This is a genomic window from Moraxella sp. E33BD (genome assembly GCF_041807865.1).
Taxonomy (GTDB): domain Bacteria; phylum Pseudomonadota; class Gammaproteobacteria; order Pseudomonadales; family Moraxellaceae; genus Moraxella; species Moraxella haemolytica.
On the sequence record NZ_JBGTZD010000008.1, the window covers coordinates 86,515 to 104,496 of the forward strand.

Here is a 17,982-nt window from a genome sequence, read left to right on the forward strand (position 1 = left end):
ATAAAATGACAATGTTTAATGATAAGCAACAATTGGGTTCAAACACCGCAAAAGGCGGTTTTGCTAATGAAAAAACCATTGTCGCTAAATTCAATAATTATAAAAATGACAAGCACGCCCAAGCATGGCTTGCCACAATGGGCTATCATGCCGATGATATTCAAACGCTCAATGCCATACAAATGCCCACACGCCTAAATAAAAACAAAGTCACACAATTTGGCATTAGTGCCGAGCAATTTGACTTTACCCAAAAATACAAAAAAGCCGACTTGCAAATTCAATTAACCATTTGTGTTGATGATATTATTTATCGTGAAAACATCTTTGTAAAAAAAGCAGATTTGTCCGCCAATTTTAATCAAATAGACAAACGGGCAGTAACCACCTATCAGCAAATGTGGGGATTTGATGATGACATTGCCAAAACGCTCAAACAATTTACAGGCGAGATTATCCCCACCGAAAGGGAGCAAATCTCATTAAAGGACAAAAGACGGTGGTATTTGACCGAATTGCCCAGTAGTGATACCCAAAAACTGATAGAATTTTTGACTTCCAACAAATATCTCATCATCAGCGACATTATCAAGGGGCGTGGCATGCTGTGTGCCGAGTGGTTTTTGGTGAGTCGTTTTTATGGGGACGGTATGATTGATTATTGCCTAAAAAACATCAATGAAGTCATCAACCACTATGCTCAAGGCGATGTGCAGATTAGCCCAAAAGGAAGTCTTGTCATTGGCAGGCTCACCGCCCAACGCAAAGGCGGTACGCCCGACCCCACATCTTTGCAATTTAAAATCAAACCTTTGGATATTTTTAATTCATAAAAAACTAGGTAGAACCCATGTGCCAATTACTTGGAATGAACTGCAACACCCCCACCGACATCGGTTTTAGCTTTGCTGGCTTTCGTCAGCGTGGCGGAGCGACCGACCATCATGAAGATGGTTTTGGCATTGCCTTTTTTGAGCGTGGTGAAACTGGCAATATGGGGTTACGCCAGTTTCATGATAATCAGCCAAGCCATTTATCACCAGTGGCAGATTTGATCAATCAGTATCCCATCCGTGCGATGAATGTCATCGCTCACATTAGGCGAGCCACGATGGGAGATAAAAACAATCTATCTAATGTTCATCCCTTTGTGCGTGAAGTATGGGGCGAGCAGTGGGCGTTTGCTCACAACGGACAGATGAGTCAGAGTTTTGTGCGTCGTACTCAGCGTTTGGCTGCCAATGGCAACGCTGAATATTACGCTCCTGTAGGCACGACCGACAGCGAACTTGCTTTTTGTTATCTATTAAACCGCCTAAAAGCAACCTTTAAGACTCGCCCATCTGATGAGGCGTTATTTGCTTTTTTAACCGCTCAGTGCCGATATTTATCTGCTAACGGTCTATTTAATTGCTTGATTTCTAATGGTAGCTGGCAATTGGCTTATGCAGGAAGTCTCTTATTTTATCTGACTCGTAAAGCTCCTTTTGGCGAAGCTCAGCTGTCTGATGGTGAGATGAGTGTCAATTTTGGTGATGTTGCGACCGATAAGGATAAGGTAACTATTTTGGTAACGATACCACTCACCACCAATGAAAACTGGCAACAAATCGCCGTTGATGAGTGTGTGGTGTTCGCTGATGGCGATGTGGTCTTTAGAGACACCCCAAGCAAAAAAACCTACCTATCCATTGAAGAGGGCATTGCTTTGGCCAGAAGTGTGGGGGCGAGTGTTTAAGGTTTGGTCAAATTAGGTAAGCGAAAAGAGGTTCTAAAGCCACATAATAGTCGTACCGCAAAGGTGCATCCAGTGGGAAATTTTGATTGTATCAAACTTAACAATAGCTTGATTCCAGAACAAACAAACCCTACAATTCTCCGATTTTTAGCTAAAAAATGAAAGCTCTTGTTGTGATTGATATCCAATGCGATTTTATGCCTGGTGGTGCGTTAGCCGTACCGCTAGGCGATGAAATCATCCCTATAGTAAATGTATTACTACCCAAGTATCAGCACATTATTGCCACACAAGATTGGCATCCTAAGCATCACAAAAGTTTCGCCTCTAATCATTTAGGCAAGAAACCTTTTGATGTGATAATAATAAATGGTATAGAACAAGTGCTGTGGCCCAATCATTGCATAGCTGGGAGCTGTGGGGCAGAGTTTCACCCTGATTTGAAAACACAGTACTTTAAAGTCATTATTCGTAAAGGCACCAACCCAGAAGTAGATAGTTATAGTAGCTTTTTTGATAATGATTATGTGCAATCAACAGGGCTTGAAGGATGCCTTAAAGAATTAAAGATTACAGAATTACACTTTGTAGGTTTGGCTGCAGATTATTGTGTATATCACTCAATGAAAGATGCTTTAAAATTAGGTTTTAAAGTGAAATTATATGAAAATGCCACCAGAGCCATTTCTGAAGAAAATTATCAAAAGCAGAAAAAAGAACTTCTACAGAATGATGATTTTGGTATTTTGCACTACACTTTAGATTAAATCTACCATGAAAATAGCCTGATTTAGATACGGCAAAATAGGTAAAGTGATTGAAAGATGGCGACAGAACACGGATGCGAAATCGTTTTGAGAAATCCATCCATGTACTGAAGAGAGTATTGATTTGGCCAGAAGTGTGGGGGCGAGTGTTTAAGGTTTGATTGCTATGATAAATAGCGTATCATAGCTTAAAGGATAGCCTTTATCGGTGGCAAATTTTTCATAATTATCATAAAAAGCATTCAAGGAAGAGCGTGTCCACACCTGTCCGCCCACTGCCACACCTGTATCTTTAATGTGCTTTAAGATGTCTTTGGGGCAAGAGAAATATAGCACTTCTTGATGTTGATGGGTGCTGATGACATCAAAACCTGCCGTTTTTAGCATGGTTAAAATATCATCCATACTATGATAGTCTAGCCCTATGCCTGTCAATGTTTTGACTTGACTTAAGTTTTGTTTGCCAAAACTTGCAAAGGCAAGTACACCACCAGTTGTCAAACTTTGAAAGACTCTTTGAATAAGGCTAGATAAGTCCTTTATCCATTGTAGTGCTGAGCTTGATAAAACTAAGTCCACTTTTGGCAAATCAAGACTTTCTATATCACCGATTAGTAAATCTGCTCCATCAATACCCACATTGTACAAGTCATTAAGATATAGTTGTTCAATCTCCCATATGCTTGTATAAATATTGGTCAAGTTTCCGATGCCACAACCAATCTCTAGTACGCTTTTTGGACTAATGTTGGGCAGGTGTAATGACAACAAGTCGATGAGCGTCTGGCACATTTGGTGCTGAACGATGGCTGCTTTGCCATAAGTGGCATGAGCTTTGGCGAAGTTTTGAGCGACTTTATGGGTGTCCACATGAGTATTGATCATTGAAAACTACCTAACACATGAAGAAAGTCATCAATTTGTCTTCGTGTGATATCAGCGGTCAAGCACACTCGTAGGCGAGATGTGCCTACAGGCACGGTGGGCGGACGAATGGGCAGTACATAAAAACCATGTGAGCGAAACTTATCCGCTAAAGCAACTGTTTGGTTGTTATCACCGATGATGATGGGTATGATGTGGCTGTCTGATGGGCATTGATAGCCTAATTCTTTGAGTCTTTGAATAAAATATTTGGCATTGTCTAGTAGCTCTTGGCGTTTTTTGTGAAGCGATGATGACTTTTGGAAAATAAAATCTGACCACAAGGCATTGATGGGTGGCAGATTGGTGCTAAAAATTACAGGTCGCATGGTATTAATCAGCACCTGTTTGATGACCTCATCACAGACCAAAAAGCCGCCGATGCTAGCAAATGCCTTGCCAAATGTCCCCACCAAAAAATCAATCTCATTCATCACGCCCATCTGCTCTGCCACTCCAAGTCCATACCTGCCAAATACGCCCACGCCATGAGCCTCGTCCACATATAAAGACACATTGGGATATGCCTGCTTTAAGGCGGCAAGAGCGGTTAAATCTGTCACATCGCCGTCCATGCTAAAGACGCTTTCGGTCATGATGATAATGTGGCGATAATGGGCGTGGTGCTTGTCAAGCAGTGCGTTTAATTGACAAAAATCCTGATGGCGATAGCGATAAGATTTTGTGCCACGCTCTTTGGCTAAGCGTATGCCATCTATCATGCTGGCATGTACCCATTTGTCCGCCAAAATAAGCGTTTGTTGATCGCATAAAGCAGGCATGATACCAATATTCATGTGATAGCCACTATTAAATATCAGCACCTCTCGTTTGTATGCTTTTGATAGCGTGGCTTCTAGCTGTTCATGGGCGTTGAAATTGCCTGTCAGTAGCCGTGATGACGATGAGCCAAATCTAAAATCAGTGCAGTGCTGATAAGTGCGTAAAAATTCATCTTTTAAGGCTTGGTCATTGATTAGCCCTAGATAATCATTGCTAGATAGGTTAATCAGTGCAGTCTGTGGGCGAAAGCTACGAATGCTATCTTTGGCATGTAGGGACGCTATTAACTGGTGATAGGGGGTAAACTTGTGGTTCATAAATCATCAAACAGCTGACAGGATTTGGCTTATCTTAGGGGATATAAGGGGTAAATGCAAGTCGTTGCAACTTATTTGTTTATATGGATTTACAGATATCAGGTGGTTGGTAGATTTGCTCGGCGTGATAAGCAGGCAGAAGATAAAAACATAGCCATTATTGACAATGGCTATGTTTATTTGTCAATCAAGCAATTAGTAAGCAATCAGTATTCAATCACCACTTTCATCGCTTTTGTCTCTGATGCGTGTTTAAACACATCATAGGCTTTCTCAATTTCACTAAATTTAAAGTGATGAGTTGCCAATTTTTCCATTGGCAATTTACTGCACTCGCAAGCCTTTAGTAGCATACCAGTTGTGTTGGCGTTTACCAGACCTGTGGTGATTTTTAGGTTTTTAATCCATAATTTGTTTAGTTCAAAGTTAACTGGCTGACCGTGTACGCCCACATTGGCGATGTTGCCACCTTCTTTGACGATTTTTTGGCAGATGTCCCAAGTGGCAGGATAGCCGACCGCTTCCATGGCACAATCTACGCCACGCCCACCTGTGATTTCAAGTACTTTAGCAACAGCATCTTCTTTATCAGGATTGATGGTGTGTGTCGCACCCATTTCTTTTGCCATTGCCAAGCGGTTTTCGTCCATATCAATGACGATGATGGTTGATGGCGAGTAAAGCTGACCAGTCAAAAGACAGCCCATGCCTACAGGACCTGCACCAACAATCGCAACGGTATCACCTGGTTTGACATCGCCATACTGTACGCCGATTTCGTGCCCTGTTGGTAGAGCATCTGATAAGAATACGGCAACATCGGTGTTTAGGTTGTCTGGTAGAATGTACAAAGAGTTGTCGGCAAATGGTGTACGCACATATTCTGCTTGTGTACCATCAATCATATAGCCCATGATCCAACCGCCATTTTGTTGGCAGTGAGAATACAGTTGTTTTTGACAGTTTTCGCACGAACCACAACGACTGACGCAAGAGACGATGACTTTATCGCCTTTTTTGAAATTTTTGACGGCAGAACCAACTTCTTCAACGATGCCAATGCCTTCATGTCCTAAGATACGGCCATTCCACTCGCCGGTTTTTTCACGAGCGACAGCTTCAATCTCTGGGTTTTTACCCTTCCAAATACCCAAATCTGTACCGCAAATGGTGGTTTTGGTCATTTTGATGATGGCGTCTGTTGGGTCAATGATGGTGGGTTTTGGACGCTCTTCAAAACGAATGTCGTTCGCTCCGTAGTAGGTCATTGCTTTCATTGTTGCCATGATACACACTCCTTTTGATTTGATAAGGTTGACTGTCAACCTATTTGCTACATTAGCATAAGTCAAACACAAGGTAAAGAAAAAAAATTTAATAAAATCAATATGTTATATTATATCAATTATTATTTTATGAACGCTTTAAGAGTTAGGCTCTTGAAAAATCAGTTTTTATCTCTAAATTATTTGGTGTATTTTTTAATCATATGGGAGTAAATCATGACCGCAACCAACCATCAGTTTGAAGCTGAAGTTACCAAACTTTTGCATTTAGTTACGCACTCATTATACTCAAATCCTGATATTTTTATCCGTGAGCTGGTGTCAAATGCTTCTGATGCCTGCGATAAATTGCGTTTTTTGGCGACCACAGACGGCACTTTGTACGAAAACGATGGCGAATTGGCAGTGAAGATTGATATCAATCCAACTGATAAGACTTTGACCATCAGTGATAATGGCATTGGCATGAATAAGAACGATGTCATTGAAAATCTAGGTACGATTGCCAAATCAGGCACTAAGGCATTTTTGGATAAGCTGTCGGAGACGGACAAAAAAGACGGCAACCTGATTGGACAGTTTGGTGTGGGGTTTTATTCAGGTTTTATTGTTGCTGATAAGATTGTTGTTGAGAGCAGAAAAGCAGGCGAGGATAGCAGTCAAGGTGTTCGTTGGGTATCTGATGGCACAGGGCAATTCACGACTGAGTCTATTGATAAGCAGGCACGAGGCACAACCATCACCTTGCATCTAAAAGATGAGTATGCCGAAGGTGAGCAAAACTACCTAAATCGCTACAAAATCACTTCACTCATTAATAAATACTCTGACCACATCAGCCTTCCTATTCAGATGTACAAAGAACAATGGCAAGATGAGCTAGATGACGAGGGCAAGCCAATCGCTGGCAAAGGGCAGTATGTTACTACCGATGAATACGAGACCATCAACAAGGCGTCTGCCCTATGGACGCGTGCAACCGCTGACATCAGCGATGAAGAATATCAAGAGTTCTATAAAACACTAAGTCATGACTTTAGTGATCCGCTTACTTGGACGCATAACCGTGTTGAAGGGCGTGTGCAATATACCCAGTTATTATATATCCCGACCAAAGCACCGCATGACTTATATGCCCGAGAACAACAAAGAGGGCTAAAACTCTATGTTAAACGAGTATTCATCATGGATGATGCCGAACAGCTACTGCCGATGTATCTACGCTTCATCAAGGGTGTGATTGACACTTCAGATTTGCCACTGAATGTCAGTCGTGAGATTCTCCAAGAAAGCAAAGATGTTAAAGCAATTCGTGATGGTAATGCACGCCGTATACTGACTTTGCTTGCCTCATTGGCAAACAGTGAAGATGTAGATAAGCAAGATAAGTTTAAGGCATTTTATGCTGAATTTGGCGATGTACTAAAAGAAGGTTTGGGCGAGGATATGTCAAACCAAGAACGCATTGCCAAGTTACTTCGCTATACCACCAGCACCAATGGCGAGCTTGCTACAGGTTTTGCTGACTATAAGGCACGCATGAAAGAGGGGCAAAAAGCGATTTATTATTTGACCGCTGATAATTTAGCCGCTGCCAAGAATAGCCCACAGCTTGAGCTGTTTAATAAAAAAGGCATTGAGGTTATTTTAATGACTTCTCGTGTTGATGAATGGGCGATGAATTTTCTGCATGAGTTTGATGGCATACCACTTCAAAACATTGCCAAAGGAGCGGTGGATTTGGGTGATTTGACTGATGAAGCTGAAAAAGAAGAAGTGAAGCAACAAACAGAAAATCTAAAACCTGTGGTTGAACGCCTAAAAAGCACACTAGGCGAGCGTACCAAAGATGTGAGAGTCTCTAGCCGTCTGGTAGATAGTCCTGCTTGTCTGGTGGTGGGTGATGGCGAATTAACACCGCAGATGGCACAGATGTTAAAGGCAATGGGGCAAAATGTGCCTGAGATTAAACCAATCCTTGAGATTAACCCAACGCATCCGCTGATTACTCGTTTAGATGATAGTAGCGACTTTGATGACCTAGCCCAAGTCATCTTTGATCAAGCTTTGCTTGCTGATGGTGGTACGCTTGATGACCCAGCAGGGTATTTAAAACGCATCAATAAGCTATTATTGAAATAAATTGTATGATTAAGTATAAAAACGCCCACTTTTTGGGCGTTTTTGTTTGTTGGTGTGGTGGGTAAAGGTGGTATGATGAGCATAAACATTGTACAATATTGCTTGATGTATTAAGCCTAATATATAACCATTATATAACCATGAGTGATTTTTCTTCTCTTTTTGCAACCATCAATCTGTCTGCACCGTGGCTGATGCCTTATCAACATATTCATCAGCTTTTTGTTGAGAGCGAGCAGACAGGAGATCTTGCTGATTGGTTGAATGGCTATTTTTGCCAGTATGCCATCAAGCCTGTGCTATACGGTACGGAGCGGTCATTGCGTTTTGTCAGTCAAGATGATTTGCCACATGGCACAGCCTATGAAAAGCATATTTTTGATACTGCCAACATTCCGACTAGAAACAATCTTCATGATTGGTTTGGTGCGTGTGTCTGGTCGGTATTCCCTAAATCAAAGGCGGTGTTAAACCATGTGCATATTCGTGAGATGGCGTACGATGATCAGCTAGGTGGACGCAATCGTGTCAGAGATGCCATCACGGTATTTGATGAAAACGGGGCGATTTTGGTAACCAAAGATAAGGGCATTGCCACCGCTTTAAAAAATTTTGATTGGCAAAACTCATTGGTTAGCCCCAGAATCTTTTGGCACAACCCCAATGCCATCAGCGACCAAGAAAGTAGTCAGGTTGTCATCTTTGGGCATGCTTTACTTGAGCAACTCATCACGCCTAGAAAACCTTTATGTAGTCATACGCTGATTATTGAGGTGGATGATGAATACTTTTCCAAAGATTTGGCAGGTAGGCTAAGTTATCTAGACGAACTGTTAAGTGTTCGGCTTATTCGTTGGCTAGTGGCAGGGGCAACCCCAAGAGACTTATCACCTTTACCCATTTTAGGCGTGCCACACTTTTGGGATAATGATAATGCGTCATTTTATGATGATGCTTTTGTGTTTCGTGATGGGCGTAGAAAATAAGTGTTTTGCTGAGATGATACAACCCTAATTTGATGGTTATCCAATCTTGTCCAACTTGCCAACAAGTCGTCGCTTATGAGTACTTATTAACAAGCAACGCTGTATAACAAAAATGCACCCTAAAGTTAGGCGTGCATTTTTAAAGATTATTCAAATTGCCCAGATGTTTAAATTGGCTAACTGTCAAAAATCTTGCCTTTGTTGATGATGCCATTGGGGTCAAATACCGCCTTGACTGCTTTCATGTATTCAATCTCGGTTGGGGAGCGAGTGTAATCCAAATATGGCTTTTTGGTCATACCCACACCGTGTTCGGCAGAGATGGAGCCTTTGTATTTTTGTACAGTTTCAAAGACATATTTATTGACCGTTTGACATTTGGCAAAAAAGTCGTCCTTGCTAAGGGTGTCAGGCTTTAGGATATTTAGATGTAAATTGCCATCGCCAATATGCCCAAACCAACAAATCTCAAAATCAGGGTAATTGTCCTTGACAATCTGATCGATATCACTAATAAAATCGCCTAAGTGCGTAATGAGTACTGATACATCATTTTTGTAAGGGGTGAATACTGAAATGGTTTCGGAGATACTTTCACGCAGTCTCCATAGGTCTTGAAGTTGTCCTACGCTTTGGCTCATTACGCCATCAACAATCAAACCTTCTGCCATCGCACTCTCAAACACATTCATGGCAGTATCCAAAACTTCATCACAGACCGCCTCAAATTCCAATAAAACATAAAAAGGCGTACGGCTCTCAAAAGGCTCTTTGGCATGACCTGCATTTAGTACCTTATCAATAGCGACACTATCAAAAAATTCAAAAGCGGTCAAATTTAATGCCTTGCCAAACTTATCAAGCAGCCCCACCACTGAACCAAAATCAGGCACACCCAAGACCATCGCTGTAAGGTTTACAGGCTGTTTTTCAAGTTTAATCAATGCTTTGGTAACAAAGCCAAGCGTACCTTCTGCACCGATGAACAGATGGCGAAAGTCATAGCCTGTGGCGTTTTTTAGCATACCGCCGTTTAGTTCCAAAATATCTCCTTTGCCTGTAACAACCGTCAAACCCAAGATTTGGTTGCGTGTCATGCCGTAACGAATGACTTTAATGCCACCTGCATTGGTGCCAATGTTGCCACCGATTTGGCTAGAACCTGCGGAGGCAAAGTCCACACCATAGTACAATCCTTTGCTTTCGGCAAATTCTTGCAAGGTTTTGGTAATCACACCAGCTTCCACCTCTACCATGCGGTCAGCTTCATAAAATACACCGATGGCGTTCATCTTATCAAAGCTGACCACCACCTCGCCATGACTGGCAACTGCACCAGCAGACAGACCTGTACGACCACCAGATGGCACAAGTGGTACTTTGTATTTGTTGGCAAGGCGGACGATGCTAGCCACTTCTTCGGTTGTGCGTGGAAAGACGATGGCAGATGGAGCAGGGGCGAAGTGTTTCGTCCAGTCCTTACCCCAGTTGTCTAGGCTGTCTGCATCAGTTTTTATTTGGCTGACATCTAGCAGGTTGGTTAATTGGCTTAGAAATTGGCTGTCGATTTGATTGGTCATGTGGCAGATTCTTATCCAAAGAAATAAGTGCTATGATAACAGAAAATGATATCGCTTTTAAGACAAAATCATCAATGTAGCACCCAATAAAGAAAAATAACAACAAAAAATAAAAAAGCCAGTCTGTAGTAAGACTGGCTTTTTAGAATATTGGCACTCCATAGGGGATTCGAACCCCTGTTACCGCCGTGAAAGGGCGGTGTCCTAGGCCTCTAGACGAATGGAGCACAAGAGAAAAAAGTCTTTCAACTTTTGAAATGTAAGATGATTGCCTAGGTGCTTACATTCCACATTAACAAATTTGGTGGAGCTAAGCGGAGTCGAACCGCTGACCCCTTGCATGCCATGCAAGTGCTCTACCAACTGAGCTATAGCCCCTTTGTTAAGGTGGGCGTATTATATAATGTGCTTTATGGGCTGTCAAGAAAAATTTTTTTAAAATTGAAAAAAGCCGACAACTCATTGAAAATCATCGGCTTTTTTGTTTTCTTGATGCCTAGCTTAGAAAATTTGGTAAGGCTTTATTGACCTCTTCTAATTTTTTTAATTTCTTTTTGCCAAGTCCGCCCAGTACTTCGCAGGCGTGGCGTAGGCGAGCTAGGGTCATGTCTGCCCCAATGATGTACATTGAGTTCATCACAGGGGTGGAGCTTGTGCTACCTGCAATGGCGACAAAGAACGGCTGCATAAAGTCTTTTAATTTAATCTCAAAATGACCTGCCAGACCTTTTAGAGTCTGGTAGATATTCTCTTCGCTCCATACTGGCAAAGCCTCTAACTGCCAAGTTGCCAGATATAGGATTTCTAAGAGCTTGTCGTTATCTAGTGATTTATGAGCAAAATCTTCTACCTTGATGTTGGGCAGGTTTTGAAAATAAAAAGATGCCCAATTCACCGCATCGGTCAAGGTATTGATGCGAGGCTGAATGGCTTTGGCAATGTTGGTTAATTTTTCATCATTAAATGCCCAAGTTAAGATGCGTGTTTTTAGTTCTTCTGCACTCATTTTGCGTAGGTACTCGCCATTGAGCCAGTAGAGCTTTTCAATATCAAACACAGGTCCGCCCAGAGAGACTCGTTTAATATCAAATGACTCAATCATTTCGTTTAATGTAAAGACTTCTGCTTCGTTCGGCAGGCTGTAGCCCATACGCCCTAAATAATTGATCAATACCTCTGGTAGTACGCCTGCATCACGATAGTAGGTGATGGAGGTTGGGTTTTTGCGTTTGGATAACTTGGATTTATCGGGGTTGCGAAGTAGTGGCATATGGCACAAGGTGGGCATTTCCCAACCAAAATACTCATATAACAACTGATGCTTGGGGGCGGAATTGATCCATTCTTCGCCACGAATGACATGGCTGATTTGCATGAGATGGTCATCCACGACATTGGCAAGGTGGTAGGTTGGCAGTCCGTCCGTCTTTAGTAGAATCTGCATATCTATCGTCTCCCAAGGAATGCTAATCTCGCCCCTTAACATGTCATTAAAGGTGCAGACCCCTTCGGTTGGTACACGCATTCTGATGACAAAAGGCTTGCCACTCTTGGCTAGCTTGTCGCTTTCTTCACGAGATAAGTTTGCATAACGACCATCATAGCGAATGGGCTGACCATTTGCTTCTTGCTCACGACGCATGGCATCTAATTCTTCGGTGGTACAAAAGCAACGAAAGGCGTGTCCTTTATCCAAAAGCTCTTCAGCGTATTTTTTGTAAATCTCGCTACGCTCAGATTGACGATAGGGGGCGAACTGACCGCCTATATCAGGACCTTCTGACCATGTCAAACCTGCCCAGCGTAAGGCGTCCAATATCATCTGTTCGCTTTGAGCGGTGGAGCGGACTTGGTCGGTGTCTTCAATGCGTAAAATAAATTCCCCGCCCATAGATTTGGCAAAAACCATATTAAACAGGGCGATATAAGCCGTGCCAACATGAGGAAAGCCTGTTGGAGATGGGGCGATACGAGTACGAACTTTGGTAAAGGCCATGAAAATTCTCTTATTGTCTTAAAAAATGCTAAAAACAGCGAAACAAAACATTGTGGATAGTTGAGATACATTAAAATAAATTTAAGTTAGGGTATGATACCAAAATCTGCTTGGTTTTTGTAGTGAAAAGTGAAGGTGGGCGAACAACTAGGGCTTTAGCAACAATTACATACAAAAACAGATTGGATTATCCAAAAAATCCTTGATAGAATAAGTGGTTAAATAAAAATTTGGTTTTTTGGTATGGATATTGGTGGCTTGGCAGGCTTGTGTATGAATTTTACACAAATAACCGATCGAGTAATATAAATGGCTTGACTATATAACAAAGCTTGAGATAATACGCATTTTAACAATCAAATACCAAGCAAGACAATCAATGCACGCATCAACCAACAAGAGGCATCATGAATAGCAAGCAACAATTCACTCACCAAACGGTTCTACTACATGAAACGGTAGCGATGGTGCTAGGTGTGCAAGATTTGCTGGCGACCCCGAAAGGTTCAATGAATGGTGTGTATGTAGATGCAACCTTTGGGCGTGGTGGGCATAGTCGCTTGCTTTTGGAATATCTAAGCGATGATGCTAGATTGTTTGTATTTGATAAAGATATTCAAGCGATAGAAGTCGCCAATCATCTTGCCACCCAAGATGGGCGTGTGCAAGTCATTCATGATAGCTTTGCCCAATTAACCAACAGATTATCAGAGCTTGGTGTGGACCAGATTGATGGGCTGATGGCGGATTTGGGGGTGTCTAGTCCGCAGATTGATGATGGCGAGCGTGGATTTAGTTTCATGCGAGATGGGGCGGTGGATATGCGTATGGATACGACTCGTGGCGAGTCTGTGGGTGTTTGGTTGGCTCGGGTTGATGTTGATACGCTGGCAGATGTGTTGTATGAGTACGGTGAGGAGCGACACAGTCGCAAGATTGCTCGTGCCATCAAAGCGATGGATAGTTATGATTCAACCTTAGCACTGGCAGAGACCATCAAGGCGGCACACCCAGCTTGGCAAAAAGGCAAGCACCCAGCCACCCAAAGTTTTCAGGCACTCAGAATCTTTATCAATAATGAGCTTGGTGATATTGATGACTTTTTGGCACAAAGTCTTGGTATCTTAAAAGCAGGCGGGCGTTTGGCGGTGATTAGCTTTCATTCGTTAGAAGATAGACGCATTAAGCAGTTCTTAAACAACCACAGTCGTGGTCGCCATGAAGGCGATGATCAGTTGCTCATGCCACCCAAACGAGAAAAATATTTTGATAAGCCGATGCGTATCGCTCCAAGTAATGATGAGGTCAAACAAAACTCTCGTGCCAGAAGTGCGTGGCTACGGGGGGCGGTGCGCCGAGATGTCGCCTTTGTGGGTTGATTGCCCTTGAAGTCATGCTTCATTCATCTTTAAATTGATAGTTATTTTAAAGTCATTTATTTTGTTTTGCACCATTTAAAATCTGATAGATACCATGAATAATAAACTTGCTCACTTCACCCAATCACAAGCCACTACTGATGAAGCGGTCAGTATGGTGGGTTTGTATCGTTTGTTTTTGGGTGTGCTTTTGGTTGCTATCATGTGGACGGGGGTGAGTATCTCAGCCCAGACACAAGAACATCATGCCACCTATCGCTACTTAAAGCAGTTAAAAAGTGAGCTGACAGCCATGCAGGTTGAAGAACAGCGATTGCTCATTGAACAGCAGACTTTTAGTGCAACGCCACAGGTGGCAAGCCGTGCGGTGAGCGAGTTGGGTATGTTCTTTCCAACAGGGGATCATCGCCGTGTCATCGCACCAAATAGACCCAATGGCGTCCAACCCAATGCAACAAAGGTGGTTCAATAATGAAAAAACCAACACAAAAACAAGGGGCTTCATCAAAAGTTGTGCCACCGTTGCGTCAAAAAGCCATGCCAAACAAGACTGATGCCAAACAAGACGAGCAACGCCCATCAATGGTTTTGTCCATGATATCGTCATTGTTGAGTATATTTGGTAAGAAAAATCATCGACGCCAAGCGACCATGTTGGGCGGTATGCAAGATGTCAATCGCTATCGTTTGGTTTGGTTTATGATGGCGACTGCGTTTTTGGTGTTGTTTGCTCGTGCGTTTTATCTACAAATCATCAATTCATCTTATCTGGTGGATCAGGGCGAAAGGCTCATCACCTCAAAACGCAGTGTCCCCGTATATCGTGGCATGATTACCGACACTAATGGAGCACCATTGGCGGCGAATGCTCCGCTATCAACGGTGGTATTTAGCCCCTATGATTATGCCAATGAATATTATCGCTTGGATAAAATCATTAAGACAACCACTGATGCTAAAGCTCGTGCCAAAGCTGCCAAAGAGCTTACCGAGATGGATTTGGTAAGACTAGCTGTAGTGGCAAATTTTCCGTTGGAAAAACTACAAAAAGCAGTAGCAATCAACAATGCCATAGACTATGCTGACGAGAGTGCCATCAAAGAAGCTCTGCCAAGGGGGGCTGGCTCTCGCCGTATGATTTTATTGACAAAAGAATCGCCAGAGGTGGTTGAACCGGTTATTAAGCTGGACTTTGTGGGCGTGAGTGAAGAAAAATTCTTTCAAAGATATTATCTACAAGCTGAGCCGAATGCACAGATTCTAGGCTATATGGCACAGTCAAGTGATGAGAAAAATGGTGGCTATGTCGGTCGAGCAGGCATTGAAGCACAATACGAAAAACAGCTTGCAGGCGAGCGAGGGCAGGTATTGGTTCTAAAAGATGCTCGCCGATCAGCCATCAAAGAAATTAAAGAAATTAAGCCAAAGATTGAGAGCGAGAACATTGAGCTTACCATTGATTCACGCTTGCAGTATGTGCTATACAAAGAGTTGGAGCAAGTGGGGCGTGCCCAGTCTGCTCGTTCAAGCTCTGGCATCGTGGTGGATGTATTAACTGGCGATATATTAGCGTTGGGTTCTTGGCCATCGTTTAATGCCAACAATCTGTCTGAGCGGACAGGGGCAAACGAGCGTAATCGACCGTTGCTAGACACCTTTGAACCGGGTTCGGTGATGAAGCCTTTTACGGTGGCAGCCGCCTTGGAGTCAGGTAAATACACCACCAGTTCACTCATTGAAACCGCACCAGGTAGTATGTATATCGGTGGCTATGTTATTCGTGATAGTGGCAACTATGGTGCCATCACCTTGGCAAGACTGATTCAAAAGTCAAGTAATGTGGCTTCAGCCAAAATCGCACTAAACTTACCAACCAATGCCATCTCTGATATCCAAAGACGCTTTGGCTTTGGGCGAAAAACTGCCCTAAATTTCCCTGCCGAAGCATCAGGTAGCGTCAAAGACCCCAGCGAAAAAGATGTTACTCGTCGTGCTACGCTAAGCTATGGCTATGGACAGAGGGTAACGCTTGCCCAAGTGGTTCAAGCGTACGCCGCTTTGGCAAATCATGGTGAATTGCGTCCATTGCGTCTGGTTAAAAATCAGCCAAGCCCAGAGTCTATTCAGGTGATTAAACCAGAGCACGCTGAAGCGATTGTCAAGATGATGGAATTGGTTACGGAGTCGGGAGGTACGGCACGAGCTGCTGCCATCAATGGTTATCGTGTGGCAGGTAAGACGGGCACGAGTCGCCGTACCAAGCCTGAAGGTGGTTATTATACTGACCAGTATCGCACGACATTTGTCGGAATTGCCCCAGCATCAAATCCAAGATTTGCCATTGCGATTTTGGTAGAAGACCCACGCCGTCAGTATTATGGCGGTGTGGTTGCTGCACCTGTGTTTCATCATGTCATGAAAGAGGCACTTCGTCTGTATAATGTGCCTTTTGATAAGCCGTTACAAGCCGATGCCAAGAGTACGCCTAAGGCTCAATAAGACATAATAAAAAATATCCCAATCATAATAAAGAGTTATAAGGAATTTGCCATGAAACCCACAACGCTTGCTACTTTATTTGATACGATAAGTCTGCATCTGCCAAGTGATGCCATTAAGATGGTGGCAGATTTGCCTTTTGGGCAGTTTTGCTTAGATAGTCGTCGTCTTAATGAGGGCGATGTTTTTGTGTTACTGTCTAGTGTGGGTGGGGATCAACAAAGCCTATTGCGTGCTAATGAATATCTCAAATCAGTGGATGGTAAGGCGGCATTTATTTTATCGCAAATCAATCCGCAAGAACTGGATATATCAACACTGTCTACGCCCATCGTATATCTGCCAACCATTCGTCATTATTTGGGTGATTTGATTGCTGCTAGATTTCAAGTGGATAGGTCTGCCAAGCTACCTACGGTGGTGGCGGTAACAGGGACGAATGGCAAGACGACCGTCAGTCAGCTGGTGGCACAGCTGTGCGAACTGTCTGGCGTGCCATCTGCCATTATGGGGACAGCAGGCAATGGTAGGTTGGGTCAGCTTGTACAATCAGCCAATACCACAGGCGATGTGCTGTCGGTGCATGAGTTTTTGTATCAGATGGCAAAAGATGGCGTGCAAGTGGTGGCATTAGAAGCCAGTAGCCATGGTTTGCATCAGCACAGACTGCAAGGCGTGCCTGTACAAGTGGCGATTTATACCAACTTATCGCACGACCATTTGGATTATCATGCGGACATGGATGACTACCGTGCAGCCAAAGCAAGGTTGTTTGATGAGCATTATTTTAGTACGCTCACCCATGGTATCATCAATCAAGACGCTACTTATCCACTGCTTCAAAACAATGATGGTGCTTTGCCTTATTCGCTACTTGGTCATTCTTGTCAAGATGAGAAGGCGGATTATTTTGTCAAAAAGATTACACCAAGCCTACATGGGGTGCAAATTGAGCTTGTGGCACAAGGCAAGCTGATGACATTGCACAGCCCACTGCTTGGATTATTTAATGTGGATAATTTAATGGCGGCGGTGGCGGCATTTTTGGCATTATATCCTAACCAACAAGACAATCTACCGGCATTGGTTGCCAAGCTACATAGTGCTCGTGGCAGAATGCAACAAGTACCGTCAAAAACAGGGTTGTTCATTGTTGATTATGCACACACCCCTGATGCCATCGAGCAAGTACTCATTAGCCTACAAAAGCATTGTACAGGTAGGCTGATTGCGGTATTTGGTTGTGGGGGCGATAGAGACAAGCGTAAAAGACCTATCATGGCAAATGTGGGGGTTCGTCATGCCGATATGGTGATACTGACGGCAGATAACCCACGCTCTGAGAATCCCAATGCGATTTTAAGAGACATGCAAACACAGCTTGATTGCCAAGCACATTATAAGGTCATCATTGAGCCTGATAGAAAGCGTGCAATCAAAGAAGCGGTGATGATGGCAGGTGGTGATGATATTGTGGTAATACTGGGCAAGGGTCATGAGACCTATCAAGAGATTAACGGTGTTCGTTATGATTTTGATGATGTGGCGGTGGTTGGTGAATTTATCAACGCATTTAATAAATAGG

At 43.1% G+C, this 17,982-nt stretch carries 14 protein-coding genes and 2 tRNA genes; 9 read left to right on the forward strand and 7 right to left on the reverse strand.

Going from position 1 to position 17,982, the window contains the following annotated elements:
- Positions 1–5 precede the first annotated feature (5 nt).
- The 3 genes from ACERC6_RS06400 (at position 6) to pncA (ending at position 2,505) form a co-directional block, all read left to right on the forward strand.
- Positions 6–833, forward strand: a complete 828-nt coding sequence (locus ACERC6_RS06400) for a hypothetical protein (RefSeq protein ID WP_373628227.1) — start codon at positions 6–8, stop codon at positions 831–833.
- 17 nt (positions 834–850) lie between these two features.
- On the forward strand, positions 851–1,738 hold the full coding sequence (locus tag ACERC6_RS06405; protein WP_284673491.1) for a class II glutamine amidotransferase: 888 nt from the start codon (positions 851–853) through the stop codon (positions 1,736–1,738).
- A gap of 158 nt (positions 1,739–1,896) precedes the next feature.
- On the forward strand, positions 1,897–2,505 hold the full coding sequence (pncA, locus tag ACERC6_RS06410) for a bifunctional nicotinamidase/pyrazinamidase (protein ID WP_284673490.1): 609 nt from the start codon (positions 1,897–1,899) through the stop codon (positions 2,503–2,505).
- Between the two features lie 150 nt (positions 2,506–2,655).
- Here pncA and ACERC6_RS06415 read toward each other — a convergent pair whose 3' ends face one another.
- The 3 genes from ACERC6_RS06415 to ACERC6_RS06425 all read right to left on the reverse strand — a co-directional run bounded on the left by ACERC6_RS06415 (position 2,656) and on the right by ACERC6_RS06425 (position 5,815).
- Complete coding sequence (locus ACERC6_RS06415; RefSeq protein WP_284673489.1) at positions 2,656–3,390, reverse strand: methyltransferase domain-containing protein; 735 nt, start codon at positions 3,388–3,390, stop codon at positions 2,656–2,658.
- Entirely contained in the window at positions 3,387–4,529 is a 1,143-nt protein-coding gene (locus tag ACERC6_RS06420) for an aminotransferase class I/II-fold pyridoxal phosphate-dependent enzyme (RefSeq protein WP_373628228.1), read from the reverse strand. The genes ACERC6_RS06415 and ACERC6_RS06420 overlap by 4 nt, the downstream gene beginning before the upstream one ends.
- Before the next feature lie 206 nt (positions 4,530–4,735).
- Entirely contained in the window at positions 4,736–5,815 is a 1,080-nt protein-coding gene (locus tag ACERC6_RS06425) for a zinc-dependent alcohol dehydrogenase family protein (RefSeq protein WP_373628229.1), read from the reverse strand.
- A gap of 216 nt (positions 5,816–6,031) precedes the next feature.
- On the opposite strand from ACERC6_RS06425, the gene htpG reads away from it, so the two are divergent.
- Both htpG and ACERC6_RS06435 read left to right on the forward strand, forming a co-directional pair.
- Positions 6,032–7,957, forward strand: a complete 1,926-nt coding sequence (htpG, locus tag ACERC6_RS06430) for a molecular chaperone HtpG (RefSeq protein ID WP_284673486.1) — start codon at positions 6,032–6,034, stop codon at positions 7,955–7,957.
- A 140-nt stretch (positions 7,958–8,097) separates the two neighbouring features.
- A complete protein-coding gene (locus ACERC6_RS06435; RefSeq protein ID WP_373628230.1) occupies positions 8,098–8,943 on the forward strand; it encodes a DUF3025 domain-containing protein in 846 nt (281 codons plus the stop codon).
- Positions 8,944–9,119: 176 nt separating this feature from the next.
- On the opposite strand, the gene ACERC6_RS06440 is transcribed toward ACERC6_RS06435, so the two are convergent.
- From ACERC6_RS06440 to gltX, 4 genes are all read right to left on the reverse strand, one after another.
- Entirely contained in the window at positions 9,120–10,523 is a 1,404-nt protein-coding gene (locus ACERC6_RS06440) for an FAD-binding oxidoreductase (RefSeq protein ID WP_373628231.1), read from the reverse strand.
- Positions 10,524–10,674: 151 nt separating this feature from the next.
- Positions 10,675–10,750, reverse strand: a tRNA-Glu gene (locus ACERC6_RS06445).
- 75 nt (positions 10,751–10,825) lie between these two features.
- A tRNA-Ala gene (locus tag ACERC6_RS06450) sits at positions 10,826–10,901 on the reverse strand.
- A 118-nt stretch (positions 10,902–11,019) separates the two neighbouring features.
- Positions 11,020–12,519: a glutamate--tRNA ligase gene (gene gltX, locus ACERC6_RS06455; RefSeq protein ID WP_373628232.1), complete on the reverse strand. Its 1,500-nt coding sequence runs from the start codon at positions 12,517–12,519 to the stop codon at positions 11,020–11,022.
- Between the two features lie 407 nt (positions 12,520–12,926).
- Here gltX and rsmH point away from each other — a divergent pair, with 407 nt between their 5' ends.
- From rsmH to ACERC6_RS06475, 4 genes are all read left to right on the forward strand, one after another.
- Positions 12,927–13,898 (forward strand): 16S rRNA (cytosine(1402)-N(4))-methyltransferase RsmH, encoded by a 972-nt coding sequence (gene rsmH / locus ACERC6_RS06460; protein WP_373628233.1) that lies wholly within the window; start codon positions 12,927–12,929, stop codon positions 13,896–13,898.
- A 94-nt stretch (positions 13,899–13,992) separates the two neighbouring features.
- Positions 13,993–14,370: a cell division protein FtsL gene (locus tag ACERC6_RS06465; RefSeq protein ID WP_284673481.1), complete on the forward strand. Its 378-nt coding sequence runs from the start codon at positions 13,993–13,995 to the stop codon at positions 14,368–14,370.
- Between the two features lie 110 nt (positions 14,371–14,480).
- The gene (locus tag ACERC6_RS06470) at positions 14,481–16,397 is read left to right on the forward strand and encodes a peptidoglycan D,D-transpeptidase FtsI family protein (RefSeq protein ID WP_373628252.1); all 1,917 of its coding nucleotides are present in this window, start codon (positions 14,481–14,483) and stop codon (positions 16,395–16,397) included.
- Positions 16,398–16,448: 51 nt separating this feature from the next.
- Complete coding sequence (locus tag ACERC6_RS06475; protein WP_373628234.1) at positions 16,449–17,981, forward strand: UDP-N-acetylmuramoyl-L-alanyl-D-glutamate--2,6-diaminopimelate ligase; 1,533 nt, start codon at positions 16,449–16,451, stop codon at positions 17,979–17,981.
- Position 17,982 lies beyond the last annotated feature (1 nt).

Coding starts and splice junctions, on each gene's coding strand:
- ACERC6_RS06400 (WP_373628227.1), top strand. CDS start 6: ATGACAATGTTTAATGATAAGCAACAATTGGGTTCAAACACCGCAAAA.
- ACERC6_RS06405 (WP_284673491.1), top strand. CDS start 851: ATGTGCCAATTACTTGGAATGAACTGCAACACCCCCACCGACATCGGT.
- pncA (WP_284673490.1), top strand. CDS start 1,897: ATGAAAGCTCTTGTTGTGATTGATATCCAATGCGATTTTATGCCTGGT.
- ACERC6_RS06415 (WP_284673489.1), bottom strand. CDS start 3,390: ATGATCAATACTCATGTGGACACCCATAAAGTCGCTCAAAACTTCGCC.
- ACERC6_RS06420 (WP_373628228.1), bottom strand. CDS start 4,529: ATGAACCACAAGTTTACCCCCTATCACCAGTTAATAGCGTCCCTACAT.
- ACERC6_RS06425 (WP_373628229.1), bottom strand. CDS start 5,815: ATGGCAACAATGAAAGCAATGACCTACTACGGAGCGAACGACATTCGT.
- htpG (WP_284673486.1), top strand. CDS start 6,032: ATGACCGCAACCAACCATCAGTTTGAAGCTGAAGTTACCAAACTTTTG.
- ACERC6_RS06435 (WP_373628230.1), top strand. CDS start 8,098: ATGAGTGATTTTTCTTCTCTTTTTGCAACCATCAATCTGTCTGCACCG.
- ACERC6_RS06440 (WP_373628231.1), bottom strand. CDS start 10,523: ATGACCAATCAAATCGACAGCCAATTTCTAAGCCAATTAACCAACCTG.
- gltX (WP_373628232.1), bottom strand. CDS start 12,519: ATGGCCTTTACCAAAGTTCGTACTCGTATCGCCCCATCTCCAACAGGC.
- rsmH (WP_373628233.1), top strand. CDS start 12,927: ATGAATAGCAAGCAACAATTCACTCACCAAACGGTTCTACTACATGAA.
- ACERC6_RS06465 (WP_284673481.1), top strand. CDS start 13,993: ATGAATAATAAACTTGCTCACTTCACCCAATCACAAGCCACTACTGAT.
- ACERC6_RS06470 (WP_373628252.1), top strand. CDS start 14,481: ATGGTTTTGTCCATGATATCGTCATTGTTGAGTATATTTGGTAAGAAA.
- ACERC6_RS06475 (WP_373628234.1), top strand. CDS start 16,449: ATGAAACCCACAACGCTTGCTACTTTATTTGATACGATAAGTCTGCAT.